We start from the raw sequence: 13,867 nt of genomic DNA, 5'->3' as shown, positions 1-13,867 counted from the left end.
TCGGCGGAAGCGGCGCGCCGCCGTGGCGACAGGCGACGATCCGGCGGAGCTGAAGCGCGGCACGACCCTGGCTGAGCGCGGCGCCGGCAGCATTGGCCGCATCCTCGAGATCCTCGACCTGTTCACCGAGGAGCACCCGGTCGTCCGCGTGGAGGACCTCATGGCGCGGCGGGACTATACGCGCTCCACCGCCTATCGTTACGTGAAGGCGCTGTCGGATGCCGGCCTCGTCGCCCCCGTCGGCAACGGCTTCTACGCGCTCGGCCCCCGCATCGTGGAGCTTGAGCGGCTGATGCACATGACCGACCCATTGCTGCAGGCAGCGGAGGCGGTGCTGCCGGATCTGGCGGAGGCGGTGCCGAACAGCATCGTGCTGTTGTGCAGCCTGTACCGCGACAAGGTCCTTTGCGTGCTGAAGGCCGGGCCGGGATCCATCCACGCCGAGGGCCGGGACATCCAGATCCTCCGGGCGCGGGGCCTTCCCCTGCCCTTGTTCCGCGGCGCCGCGTCGCTCGCCATCCTGGCCTTCCTTCCGCCCCACCGCATCCGCAGCCTTTATCTGGACCGGCAGGCCGACATCGCCGAAGCCGGGCTGGGCGCCACCTGGCCGGAGGTCCGGAGCCGCCTCGCCGCCATCCGCAGGGACGGGCACATGACCACCGTCGGCCAATTCAACCCGGACCTTGCCGCCGTCGCCGTGCCTGTCCTGTCGCGCGACCGGTCGGAGGTGGTGGCAAGCCTCACGAGGATCCTGGCGCGCCATGACTTCGGCCCCGATTTTCACCACGGAGAGGTCCAGGCGTTGAAGGAGGGTGCGGCGCGGCTTGCGGCGCGGATGCCCTAGGACGCCTCGCGGGCCGTCACGGAAGCTTCTCGTCCCTGTCGCCGAACTGGCAAAGACATGAAAGGCGGCGCCCCACAGAAACGCCCGGTCAACGGACCGGGGGCGATCAGTGACCATCAACGTCAAGGGCACGGCCATCTTCAACGTCAGCCATGCGGGCCTTCCAGGCGGCGCGGCCGGCAACTCGGAGGTGGTGGCCTACGACGCCGCCCGGAACCTCGTCTTCACCCTCGGCGCCAATGGCGTGGACGCGCTCGACGCCCAGGCCGGCGCGCTGCGCTTCTCCATCCCGAAATCCGCCATCCTCGCGCCCGACGGCGGCGCGACGCCAAGCCTTGGCACGGGCAACTCCGTGGCGGTGAGCGGCAGCAACCTCGCCATCGCCTTCGACGGGCCGGCTCCCGGCGCCGAAGGCTTTGTCGCCGTCTTCACACTGGATCAGGCCGGCACCGCCGCCACCTGGCGCGCCACGGCCCAGGTCGGCGCCGTGCCGGACATGATCACCTTCACCGCAGACGGCGCCCGCCTCCTCGTCGCCATCGAGGGCGAGCCCGCTCCCGGCTACGCGGCGGACCCGCAGGGCGGCCTCGGCGTCATCCAGGTGTCCGACTGGTCCTACGACTTCTTTGGCTTCGAGGCCTTCGACCCCCAGGTGGACGCGCTGCGCGCTGCGGGGGTGAAGATCGCCAATGGCTTCGGCGCTGCCAGCACCGCCCTGCCCTCCACTGATTTCGAGCCGGAATACATCACGGTCAGCGGCAGCCGCGCCTACGTGACGCTTCAGGAGAACAATGCCATCGCGGTGTTCGACCTGGAGGCGAATGCCTGGGTCTCCGTCATGCCGCTCGGCCTGTCCGACCATTCCCAGCCGGGGAACGGCATCGACACCAGCGATCGGGATGGCGGTCCCAATATCCGCCAGGTTCCCATCTTCGGCGCCTACATGCCCGATGCCATCGCCTCCTTCGTGCAGGACGGCATGACCTTCCTCGTCACCGCCAATGAGGGCGACCTGCGCGAGTATGGTGGCGCGTTCAACGAGGGCGTGCGGATCTCGGCCCTTGTCCCAGCCTCCGGCAGTGTCCCCACCACTGGCAATCCGCCGCTGGACCCTGCTCTGCTGACACAGGTGCAGTCGCGGCGCGGCGACGCAGATCTCGGCCGGCTCGAAGTCACCAAATGGCACGGCGACCTTGATGGCGACGGCGACCTCGACGTGCTGGTGGCGCCGGGCGCACGCTCCTTCTCGATCTGGGAGGTGGGCGGGCCGGACGACGCCCCGACACTGACGCTTCGCTTCAACAGCGGCCAGATGATCGACGAGGTCCTGGCGAGCCGCTTCCCCGCCCTCTACGACGATGGCCGCTCGGACAACAAGGGCGCGGAGCCGGAGCACATCACCCTCGGGACGGTGGATGGCCAGCTTTACGCCTTCGTGGGGCTGGAGCGCGGCAACGCCAACATGGCGTTTCGCATCGACGGGCCGGAGGAGGTGTCCTATGCCGGCCTGATCCAGCGCCCCGGCGACACCGGGCCGGAGACCAGCGTCTTCGTGCCTGCCACGGAAGACGAGGCGCCCCGCCTCATCGTCGTGAACGAGGTGAGCGGCACGACGACCGGCTTCGACATCACCGTCGGCCAGCCCGGCACCTTCCGCTTGCAGCTCCTGCACGGCTCGGATGTCGAGGCGGGGTTGCTCGCCACGGACCGCGCCAAGCAATTCGCGGCCATCGTGGACCGGCTGGAGGATGCCGTCCCCGCCAGCATCACGCTTTCGGGCGGCGACAACTTCCTGCCCGGTCCCTTCGGCGCTGCCGGCACCGACCCGAGCCTTCTGCCCGTGCTGCGGGGCTTCTATGAAACCCTGCTTGGCCTTCCCGCGGGGTCGCTTACCGGCTTAGGCGGATCCAGCCCAGCCTTCTTTGCCGCCGACATCGCCATCATGAACGCGATCGGCATTCAGGCTTCCGTGCTCGGCAACCATGAATTCGACCTCGGCCCCAATGCCCTTGCCGCCGCAATCGACTTCACGGCCGGCACCTCCGGCACCACGACGGGGCGCGTCACCAATATCGGCGCGCAGTTCCCCTATCTCTCGGCCAACCTGAACTTCGCCGACGAGCCGACGCTGCGCGCCCTCGTCACCACGGCGCTGCGCGACGCCTCCACCTATGCGACCAAGCCCGCGGACCTCGCCGACAACCAGTCAGTCGCGAACGAGAACGTCGACGCGCAGATCGCGCCCTGGACGACGGTGCAGGCAGGGGGCGAGACGATCGGCATACTGGGGCTGACCACCCAGCTTCTCGCCTCCATCTCGACGGTGGGCGGGGTGCGCGTCCTCGATTCCGCTGGCGATGGGGGCCGCGACAACATGGCGGAGCTGGCGCAGATCATCCAGCCCTGGGTCGACGCCATGGTGGCACAGGGCATCAACAAGATCGTCCTGCTCTCCCACCTCCAGCAATACGCGAACGAGCTGCAGCTGGCCTCTCTGATCAGCGGCGTGGACATCATCGTTTCCGCCGGGTCCCACGCCATCTTCGCCGATGGCGACGACGCGCTGCGCCCCGGCGACACGCCGAGCGAGGGATACCCGGTGTTCCGCACCGCCGCCGACGGCAAGCCGGTCGCGGTCGTTTCCACCTCGGGCGAGTACTCCTATGTCGGCCGCCTCGTTCTCGACTTCGATGCGAATGGCGTGATCATCCCCGGCGCCGTCGACACTGCGCTGAACGGCGCCATCGCCACGACCGACGAGAACGTCGCCGCGCTCTGGGGCGAGTGTGACGCCTATGGCGAGGGTACGCGCGGCGGCGAGGTGAAGAAGATTACCGACGCCATCCAGGCGGTGATCGAGACCAAAGACGGCAATGTCTTCGGCTTCACCGACGTCTTCCTGGAGGGCCGCCGCAACGAGGTCCGCACGGAGGAAACCAACCTCGGCAACCTTTCCGCCGACGCCAACCTCTTCGTCGCACGCCAGGTGGATGCCGGGGTGATGGTGTCGCTGAAGAATGGCGGCGGCATCCGGGCCGAGATCGGCGCCGTGCTGGGCCAGCCCATTCCGGAGGAGCTTCCGCCGCTGGAGAACCCGGCGGCCGGCAAGCCGGCCGGCGGCGTCAGCCAGCTCGACATCGAGAACTCGCTTCGCTTCAACAACACCCTTTCCATCGTGTCCGTCACGGCGGCAAATTTCGAGCGGCTCTTCGAGCATGCGGTGGCGGGATGGACCTCCACCGCCACGCCGGGCCAGTTTGCGCAGGTCGGCGGCGTGTCCTTCTCCTTCGACCCGGCGCGCGCCGCGCAGGCCGTCAGCGGCGGCGCGGTCACGACGGAAGGCGAGCGCATCCGCAACCTCGCCATCCTCAACGAGGACGGTTCGGTCGCCGACGTGATCATGCAGGACGGGGTGCTGGTCGGCGACCCGGGCCGCGTGATCAAGCTAGTGACCCTCTCCTTCCTCGCGGATGGCGGCGACAGCTACCCCCTGCCCGGCTTCATCATCCCCGGCAGTCGGGTGGATCTTCAGAACAACGCCGCGCTTTCGGACGGCGCCGCCTCCTTCGCCGTCAAGGGGACGGAGCAGGACGCCCTCGCCGAGTACATGGTCGCGCTGCATGGAACCCAGTCCAGCGCCTATGAGGAGGCGGATGCCGGACCGCAGGCCGATCTTCGCGTTCAGAATCTCGACTTCCGCGACGACACGGCGCTGCGTCCCTGGGCGCAGATCACGCCGGACGGGAGCTATGCGCGCCTCGTGCAGTTCGATGCCTCCATGTCCGTCCGCGGCGGCGAGCGCGGCGAGGCGATCCAGGGCCACGCTGCCGCGGAGGCGATCTTCGGCGAGGGTGGCAACGATACGCTCATCGGCCGCGGCGGCGACGACCTGCTCGATGGTGGGCGCGGCTTCGACACGGCGGTCTTCGCCGGAAACCGTGCCGATGCGGTGATCACCAACCTGTTCGATGGCCGCCTCCAGGTGCAGACCTCGGGCGGCACCGCCCTCGTCACCGGCGTGGAGGCGCTGCGCTTCGACGACGGCGCGCTCAACCTCCAGCCCCGGCGCGGCGACATGACTGGCGACCTGTCGGCCGACCTGGTCTTCCTGAACGGGAACGGCGTCATCGGCCTCTGGACGATGGATGGATCAACCGTCGATGACGCGGCGGTCATCGGCTGGGCGCAGCCGGGCGCGTGGCGCTTCCGCTTCTCCGGCGACATGACCGGCGACGGGCGGGCCGACCTCCTCTTCAACAGCGCGGCCGGGAACAACCTCTGGCTGCTGAAGAGCGACGGTACGGGGATGGTGAGCGCCTCCTGGCGGCAGGGCCCGACTGGGCTGACGCTCGTGGCTCAGGGCGACCTGGATGGCGACGGCGACGCCGACCTCGTGTGGCAGGGCGCCGATGGCGGCGTCACCGCTTGGCGCATGGATGGCAACGGCCTCGCCCCCGCCGCCAGCGTCTTCGTGGGCCATGCACCGGGCCAGACGGTCCTGGCCAGCGCGGACGTCACAGGCGACGCGAATGCCGACATCGTCCTTCGAGACGAAGCGGACGGCATCTGGGTGTGGGAGATGGACTGGACCACCCGGCTCTCCGCAACCCAGGCCGGGACGGTGGAGGGGCGCTTCGCCCTGGCCGGCATGGCCGACCTGGATGGCGATGGACGCTCCGGCTTCGTCTGGCAGGATGACGCGACGGGTGACGTAACGCTGTGGGAATGGGGCACGGAAGGCGTGGAGAGCACAACGCTCGCCTTCGGTCCGTCCTGGCGTGTCGCCCAGGTGGCCGACCTGTCGGGCGACGGCCGCGCCGACCTCGTGCTGCGGCACGAGACGGGTGCGCTTGGCCTATGGGAGATGGACGGTTTCGCGCTGAAGGCGGCCACCATGATCGGTGGGCCGGGGAGCGAGTGGACGCTGCTCGGCTGATTGGCCCGCGGACCGCTGGGTTGCGAGAAGCATGTAGGGGGAGCCTTTCGCACGGCATGGCTCGCGATGTTGTCCGCTGAATTGGCTCTCGGGCGCGACAGCCGAAGGGGAGTGTGCTTCTCGGAAAAAGGTGCGGGCGGCTCGCGGTGAGCGAGGCAGGAAGCCGCGCCCGAGTTCCAGCCTCAAGGAACCGGCGCGGTCACGAGGAGGCGAGGAAACAACGGACGTCCGAAGCTGGAAAACTCCCCCGCACGCCCGGATGCGGAACCAAGCTCCGCAAGAAGCTGACGGCCGAACATTTTGCACCTTACATTCTGGTGCGGCCTCAGCTATATTGGAGACATCAGCTTTTCTTGGTTTTAGTGCGCTCCCCCAGCTCCTCATCGAGCGCTGAGCCCGCCCATTCCCTGTAGAAGATTGATCGGACACATCATTCGGTGTGGCCGTGACCTATCGAACACGGAACATTCATGTCCATTGGTACCATCAAGTGGTTCAACGCCACCAAGGGATACGGCTTCATCCAGCCTGAAGACGGCACGAAGGACGTTTTCCTCCATATCTCCGACGTCCAGCGCGCCGGCCTCGACGCGCCCAACGAAGGTGACAAGCTCGAATACGAAGTCCAGCGCGGTCAGCAGGGCAAGATGTCCGCGACCAATCTGCGCAAGGCCTGACGGCCTTTCGATTGCGGCCGGCGCAGCGCGCCCGGCCCTTTCGCATGGATGCGGCGCCGCCCCCTGGGACGGCGTCGCCAAGAAGAAAGAAAATTAGCATGACCATCAAGCACGCTCCGCGCGTTCTATCCGCGCATGGCGACACCACGGCCGCAGCGCCGCCGGCGCCTCGCCCCAGCACCGGGCTTTCGCCCGCAGAGATCCGCCAGATCGTCCTCGACATCCTCGGATGATCTAGGCGGCTCGCCCTCGTTCACCACTTCAAGGACAATAGCTACGCATGATGCACGGAACCAAGCGCGACGATTTCAATGCCAGGCGCGAAGCGGCCGACCTCGCCCGCAAGGCGATGATCGACCGCTTCCGCGCGCAACCGCGTGTGGATGATCCCACAGTGCAGGAGCGCCTTGCCGCACAGCGCGCCGCTGCCGAGTTGCGCGAGGGGGTACGCGCCCAGCGTCGCGCCGAGGCCGAGGCGCGGGCAGAGGCTGTCGCTGCGGAAGCCCGAAAGGTCGAGGCAGAACAGGCCGCCCGCCGGGCCGAGGAGGCACGCCTCGCCGCAGAAGAAATCGAGCGGCAGGCCGAGGCCGAGCGTGATGCGGCCCAGGCGGCCGAGACGCTCGCCGTCGAGCAGAAAGCCAAGCGCGATGCGCGTTATGCCGCCCGCCAGGCACGCCGCAAGTAAGCGAACCGAATCAGAACCACCTCCCGAACGGAACTTCTCATGGCAATCCCTGTGGCCGACTCTGCGCCGAAATCCGACGTACAGGTCGATGAAGATGTCGCTCAGATCGCGAAGCGGCACAGGATCTCCCCAGCCATCGTGCGGGAGATCATGCGGCGGGCCGGAACGACCGACCGCTCTGTGATCGAGCGCGAGATCACCAAAGGAAAGGCCCGCCGCTGAAGGCGTGCGGGCCTTCCGGTGCGCATCTGCGCCCGGCAGGCTTGAGGTTCGGCTGCAGGAAAAGGCGCCCGAGCGCTTTCCAGCCGGCCGGATTGCTTGGGTTGCAGGGGCTGGTCGACCTTCTCGACCAGACGCGAACACTGTGTTGCGGAGCCTGGTGCGGAAACCCGCTTAATGGTTCAGGCTTCTCATGGATGGGGCACTTCTGCCCTGCGACAACCCGGTGACCATTGCGCCTCCGCAGCCACAGGCCGTTTTGGGGCGCGATCCCCTGAAGTAATTGGAGACCCATGTCGGACATTGACCGCGTTTTCGCCCGGCTGGGCGGAGGACAGCCCACCGGCAGCAGCCAGCGTGAACTCCGAACCGTCCCGCGCAGGGGCGGCTCCACCGGAAGCCGGGTTGTCGAGGTCGTTCGCTTGCCGGCCAGAGGCGCCGGCTCCGGCGGTTCCGACGCCCGACAGAATGGTCCTGGGGTTCACGCCCAGACCTGGGGTGATGGCTTTCCCGCCAGATCCGTCACATCGCCGGCACCCGAGCCCGTCGAGACCGCCACGAGGGAGGCAGTCACCCACGTCATGCCGATGTGGACACCGACCGCTGCCGAGCCCGCGGACGAACTGGTGGCGACTGTCTCGCCCGATGCTGGACAGGTAACCGAGCCGCCAGCCAAGCGTGTGGGCGGAGGGGTGCGGAGACCGAGCCGGCGCGTGGCCGATCCGTTCGACGCGCAGGACGACGAAGCGAATTGCCTGCGTTGCGGCTACGCGATCGGGCTCGTGCGCGAGCGGCGTGGGCTGGCAACCTGTGCGGAATGCGGATAGCCGGAGGCCAAGGACCGGCCTGCGACACGGCTCGGCCTTGAAGCTCCAGCGGCCAGGCGGCGTGGATTGACGCTCCATCGAAGCCGCCGGCCGCATGATGGCCTTCGTGGCGCACCGGCACGGCGGCGCAGATCGTGAGGGCCAGCCTCGGCCCGGAAGGGACGCCATGACCATCATCGTCTCCGTGAAGATCAACGATGGCGTGGTCATGGCCGCCGACAGCGCCGGGACCATGGGCAGCGGGCAGATTTACCTCCACGCCAACAAGATTGCCCATCTCGGCGAGGGCTTGCCCATCGGAGCGATGTCCACGGGCGCGGGCGGAATCGGAAACGAGTCCGTGGAGACCCTCATGAAGGATCTGCGGCGCCGCTTCGCCGGGCGAGACCCGGCCCGCCCCGAATGGAAGCTCGACCCCGCCCGCTACACGATGGAGCAGGTCGCAACGCAGTTGAGGGCCTTCCTGTTCGAGGAAAAGGCCGCCGCCTGTCCCGAGCCGACCAGTCTCCAGCTCCGGCTTTGCGGCTATTCCGCCGGCCGGTCCCTGGCCGAAGTCTGGCAAGTGAGCATGACGGGGCAACAATGCCCCCCGCCACGGCGAATCATGGACGAGACGGCGTTCGGGGTGCTGTGGGACGGGCAGTACGAGGCCCTGAACCGGCTGGTTCTCGGCGTGGGCTTCGACATCGCCGACGTCCTGGCGGAGCACGGCTTGCGCCCGCCGGAGGCCATGCGCCTGCAGGAGAAGCTCGTCCGGGACCTTTATGCCGCGCTCTCGGTCCCGGCCATGCCGATGAAGGATGCGATCGACCTCGCGCGCTTCCTGGTCGAGACCACGATCGGCTTCGTCCGCTTCGCGGTGCTGCTGCCGAAATCCGTGGGGGGCATGGTCCGGATCGCCGCCATCACCAAGCACGAGGGCTTTCGGTGGGTGCAGGGGGGAGACCCCACCATATCGGAGGGCGGCCCACGCCTTGGGGGCCCCATCCGGTAAGGCTCCCTGGCTACGCTGGGGACGCCATCGCGATGCCTGCTGGCGGCTGGGAGAGTCGGCTCCCACGCCCGTCGGGAAGCAGCGCTTGTCCGCCAGTCCCTCTGCCACGGCTTCTGAAGCGCCGCCGCAAGAATTTGCCCCGTCAGGGATCGGCGCGTCCCCTTGCGCCAAGGCCGTGGTGGCGGGAGGTTTCCCCAACGTTTCGCGCATCGAGTGGGGGCTAAGGCATGCGGTCGTTCTTTCGTACCCTGGCGATGATCGGCTTCCTGCTTGTCCTGGCCTCCGCCTTGGGTGCGGCCGGTCCGACCGCGGGCGACCAACCCCCTCCCCCGAAGAGCTGGACGGAACCTGCGCCCCGCAAGATGCCCCGGCCGCACGCTGAACAGGCGCCGCCGAGACCGACGCAGCCACCGCCGACCCGTGCGACCTGTGCGGCGCCCCTTCGGCAGGGCTGCGAGGCCCAGCAGGCCTCCTGCCGCATGGCCTGCCCTCCAACCTGGAGCACCAACCCTGGCGCGCCAGCCTTCACGCCCACTGACCGGGCCGGCTGCACGCAGCAATGCCTCACCCGCTACTTCGCCTGCCTCAACCTGTATGGCTGCTCCAGATGACGCCCGCCGCGGCTGAGCCCTGAATACGACAAATCAGGGTCATCATTCCTGCATCGGAACAACCCAGACGCGCCACACGACAGCCCCGAAGGAAAGCAACCCTCGGCCGGGGGCGCTCATTCCCTTCAGTGGAAGACTTCACGGGGTGCGGAGCGGCCCTCCTGCACCACCCAAGAAAAGCCTGTCAGGAGGATGAGGTGCCGCGCCTGAACCTGCCGCGTTGGCTGAAATGGACGGCTCCGCCCGTTGTCTTCCTGCTGCTCCTCATCGCCTTCTGGTCCTGGGACTGGTTCGTGCCGTTGGCGGAGAGCCGGGCTTCCGCGGCCCTCGGCCGCCCCGTCACCATCGCCCACCTGCATGTCCGCCTGGGCCGGACAATCGTGGTGACGTCCGAAGACGTGCGCATCGCGAACCCGCCCGGCTTCCCGAGCGAAGTGCCTTTCGCCCGGGCCGATCGCCTGGTGGCGCATGTCGACCTAATGGAGTCCTGGAAGCAGGGCATCCTCGTCCTGCCCGCACTCGAGATCCAGAAGCCGGTGGTCGAAGCCGTTGCCCTGAACGACCGCACCAGCAACTACAGCTTCGGCAGCTCGGCCTCGGACACGGGCGGGTCCTCGCAGCCCCGCCTGGGCATCCTGCGGATCGTGGACGGCTCCGCGCACGTCGTCCTTCCCCATCTCCAGGCCGATTTCCAGCTTGCCGTGAATACCCGCGACGAGGCGAGCACCGAGCCCAAGATCGCGGCCGAGATCTCCGGCACCTATGCCGGCTTGCCGATCACCGGCCAGGCACTCGGCGGGGCGATCATGGCGCTGAGCGAGGACCGGCCCTGGCCGGTTTCCCTGCAACTCGCGAACGGGCCGACCCAGCTCTCGCTGGAGGGCACGCTGCGTGACCCGCTGGCACTGGCGGGCGCCGATCTGCGCCTGAACCTCCAGGGCCCGGACATGGTGCAGCTGGAAAAGCTGACCGGCGTTCCGACGCCGCCCACCCCAAACTACGAGGTGTCGGGCCGGCTCGACTACGCGGAGGGGCGGTACCGATTCAGCGAGATCGTCGGCCGCGTGGGGCAATCCGACATCAGCGGCCACATCACGGTCGGCACGGCCGGCGAGCGCATGGATGTCGAGGGCGAGTTGCAGTCGCGCCGCGTGGACCTCGCCGATCTCGGCGGCTTCATCGGCGAGGAGCCCGGTCGCCGCACGACGCCCGGTCAGACCCCGGAGCAGCGCCGCGCCCAGGATCGCAACCAGTCCCGCGCCCGCGTCCTCCCGGACGAACCATTCGACCTGCCGAAGCTGCAATCGAACGACATCCGCATCAGCTACCGGGCCGACAGCATCATCGGCCGCAACGTGCCCTTCGACTCCATGCGGGCCGAGCTGGAGGTGAAGGAGGGGGTCGTGCATCTGCGGCCAATCGCACTCGCCGTGGGCCGCGGCCAGATCTCCGGCAACGTCACCCTGGCGCCGACCGAGGAGGACCGCATGCGGGCGCAGGCCGATTTGCGCTTCGAACGCCTGGACCTGTCGCGCCTGATGCAGGCGACGCGTACCTTCGAGGGCGCCGGGACCTTGAGCGGGCGGGCGCGGGTCGAAGGCACCGGGAACTCACTGGCCGGCATCCTGGGCACCGGCAATGGCTCGCTGACCCTGGGCATGTCCGGGGGCAATCTGTCCGCGCTTCTGGTCGACCTGTCGGGGCTGAGGCTGGCGAATGCGTTGGTCTCGGCGCTGGGCGTGCCGGGGCGCACCCCGGTGCAGTGCTTCGTCGGCGATTTCGCCCTGCAGCGGGGCGTCCTCAACATGCGGACCGTCCTGCTGGATACGGAGGACGTGCTCATCTCCGCGACCGGAAGCGTGAACCTGGCGAGGGAGCGCCTCGAAGTGCGTCTGCGCAGCGAGTCGAAAAGCTTCACCATCGGCGCCTTGCCCACCTCGCTCCTGATCTCGGGCACGTTCCGCAATCCGTCCGTCGGGCCCGAGATGGGCGAGTTAGCGGCGCGCGGCGGCGCCGTCGCGGCGCTGAGCGCGCTGCTCGCCCCGGTGGCGGGGCTGCTGCCGACCATCCAGTTCGGCATCGGCGAGGACAATCGCTGCGAGGCCATGGTCCGCCGCAACACGCGCCCTGCCGCACGCTGAAACGGGAGGGTCAGGGCGGTGGCCGTCTCATGGATACGCGAACACCTGGGCTGACCGACCAGGATAAGCGCCGCGTACCAAGACGTCCGGCAGGTGCCGCAGTTGCGTGTTCTCGCCCTTGCATATCAAGTTCCGCCGGACAGAATTTTATGTGCTAGCGACGTCATGCCCGGGCTCGGGCCATTCACTTCAACGCATACGGAGCTGAAAGAGATTGAGGCCGGTTGAATGCTGTGCCAAGCCAGCGATGAGTTGCGCGGAATGGACGACCTCATGCTAATGCACAGCATCCGGTCCAGGGGGCACGGGCCTAATGTTCCTCTCAACGGAACAAATCGCTGCACGCTTCACGTGCCGCCTCATGTCTGACGCTACGGCGCGGCTCCTCACCGACGCTTTCCAGATCACGGTCGGAGATCTCTTTGAAGAGCAGGTCCGGCGGCAACCCGGCGCGCCAGCGCTTGAGCAGGATGGACGCCTGCTTTCCTATGCCGCGCTGAATGATCGCGTGAACCGGCTCTGTGCCGCATTGATCGCGCATGGGACTGTGCTTGGCGACCGGGTGGCGATCCTGTCGGAGAACCGGGCCGAGTTCATCGAAGTCCAGCTGGCCTGCGCCAAGCTCGGCGTCATCCTGGCCTGTCAGAACTGGCGCCAATCACCTGAGGAGCTGGCCCACTGCCTCGCCCTCGCGGAGCCACGCCTGACCATCGTCTCCGAACGTTTTTCCGCGCGGCTCAAACCGCTGGATCACCCCCTGCCCGCTATCGTGCTCGGCGATGATTACGAAGCCCTGCTCCATTCGCAGCCGGCGCGAAGCCCTTCCACGGCGGTTCAGCCGGAAGACGGGCTCGTCATCCTCTACACCTCCGGCACCACCGGCATGCCGAAGAGTGCCGTCATCTCGCATCGCGCGATGGTGGCGCGCACGGCCATCGCCTTCATGGATGGCTGCCTCGACCCAAGGAAGTGCTTCGTCGCGTGGGCCCCGCTGTTCCACATGGGGGCGGCCGACAATGTCTTCGGCACCCTGATGCATGGCGGCAAGGTGATGGTGATGGACGGCTTCAACGCCGCCACACTGGTCGAACTTCTTCCGCATGAGGAGCTGGGGCTTCTCGCCGTCACGGGCGTGGTGGCGAGGGTGCTGGAGCAGCTGCGCCGCACCCCCGTGCGCCCGCGCGGCATCACCGTGATGGGATCGATGCCCGACTTGGTTCCGCCTGGGGAGATTGCCGAGATCACGGCGCTGCTCGGCGCGCCCTTCCGCAACACCTTCGGCTCCACCGAGACCGGCATGGCCCCCGCCTCGGCAGGGCGCATCCCCATCGGCGTCGCCCCCGCCTCCTTCGGCAAGACCCAAAGCTCGCTGTGCCAGATCCGCCTGCTCGACGAGCACGGCCATGAGGTTCCCGACGGCACCCCCGGCGAGGTCGCCTTTCGCGGCCCTTCCCTGTTCTCCGGCTACTGGCGCAACGAGACCGCCAACCAGGAGGCCTTCCGCGGCGGTTGGTACCACATGGGCGACGTGCTGCGCCGCAACCCCGACGGCACCTTCGACTACGTCGACCGCCGCAAGTACCTGATCAAGTCGGGCGGCGAGAACATCTACCCCGCCGAGATCGAGCGCGTCCTGCTCGCCCACCCCCAGGTGGCCGACGCCGCCGTGGTGCGACGCAAGGACCCCCGCTGGGGCGAGGTGCCCGTCGCCTTCGTGCTGCCCCGCGCGCCCGGGCTTTCGGCCGACGACCTCCTCGCCGCCTGCCGCGCCCGCATCGCCTCCTACAAGCTGCCGCGCGAGATCCGCTTCGTCACCGAAAGCGACCTCCCACGCTCCACCACAGGAAAGATCATGCGACACAAACTGGAAGAAACATTGAAGGACATGGGAGACGCCGGATGAAGCTGCGCAGCGCCTCGAGGGATCTTCGCC

The 13,867-nt window shown here is 68.1% G+C and carries 8 protein-coding genes; 7 read left to right on the top strand and 1 reads right to left on the bottom strand.

All coding sequences use genetic code 11. The features are described 5' to 3' along the window. Nucleotides 1-22 precede the first annotated feature (22 nt). The 4 genes from OF850_RS00910 to OF850_RS00895 all read left to right on the top strand — a co-directional run bounded on the left by OF850_RS00910 (nucleotide 23) and on the right by OF850_RS00895 (nucleotide 6,690). Nucleotides 23-844, top strand: a complete 822-nt coding sequence (locus OF850_RS00910; RefSeq protein WP_301587781.1) for an IclR family transcriptional regulator — start codon at nucleotides 23-25, stop codon at nucleotides 842-844. 109 nt (nucleotides 845-953) lie between these two features. Continuing rightward, complete coding sequence (locus OF850_RS23585) at nucleotides 954-5,780, top strand: choice-of-anchor I family protein (protein WP_301587780.1); 4,827 nt, start codon at nucleotides 954-956, stop codon at nucleotides 5,778-5,780. Nucleotides 5,781-6,250: 470 nt separating this feature from the next. Beyond that, nucleotides 6,251-6,457, top strand: a complete 207-nt coding sequence (locus OF850_RS00900; protein WP_301587779.1) for a cold-shock protein — start codon at nucleotides 6,251-6,253, stop codon at nucleotides 6,455-6,457. 98 nt (nucleotides 6,458-6,555) lie between these two features. Further along, nucleotides 6,556-6,690 (top strand): hypothetical protein, encoded by a 135-nt coding sequence (locus OF850_RS00895; protein ID WP_301587778.1) that lies wholly within the window; start codon nucleotides 6,556-6,558, stop codon nucleotides 6,688-6,690. Nucleotides 6,691-6,731: 41 nt separating this feature from the next. Here the strand turns inward: OF850_RS00895 and OF850_RS23885 are convergent, their stop codons facing one another. Further along, nucleotides 6,732-7,262: a hypothetical protein gene (locus OF850_RS23885; RefSeq protein WP_302474055.1), complete on the bottom strand. Its 531-nt coding sequence runs from the start codon at nucleotides 7,260-7,262 to the stop codon at nucleotides 6,732-6,734. Between the two features lie 1,092 nt (nucleotides 7,263-8,354). Here OF850_RS23885 and OF850_RS00880 point away from each other — a divergent pair. The 3 genes from OF850_RS00880 (at nucleotide 8,355) to OF850_RS00870 (ending at nucleotide 13,837) form a co-directional block, all read left to right on the top strand. Further along, nucleotides 8,355-9,182, top strand: a complete 828-nt coding sequence (locus OF850_RS00880) for an Ntn hydrolase family protein (protein WP_301587776.1) — start codon at nucleotides 8,355-8,357, stop codon at nucleotides 9,180-9,182. Between the two features lie 808 nt (nucleotides 9,183-9,990). Beyond that, nucleotides 9,991-11,934 (top strand): AsmA family protein, encoded by a 1,944-nt coding sequence (locus tag OF850_RS00875; RefSeq protein WP_301587775.1) that lies wholly within the window; start codon nucleotides 9,991-9,993, stop codon nucleotides 11,932-11,934. A 361-nt stretch (nucleotides 11,935-12,295) separates the two neighbouring features. Then, entirely contained in the window at nucleotides 12,296-13,837 is a 1,542-nt protein-coding gene (locus OF850_RS00870) for a class I adenylate-forming enzyme family protein (protein WP_301587774.1), read from the top strand. Nucleotides 13,838-13,867 lie beyond the last annotated feature (30 nt).

This window comes from Sabulicella glaciei, assembly GCF_026183895.1.
In the GTDB taxonomy this organism is placed as follows: Bacteria; Pseudomonadota; Alphaproteobacteria; order Acetobacterales; family Acetobacteraceae; genus Roseococcus; species Roseococcus glaciei.
The sequence above is the reverse complement of the archived record's forward strand: the minus strand, read 5'-3'. Positions and strand labels throughout refer to the sequence as shown.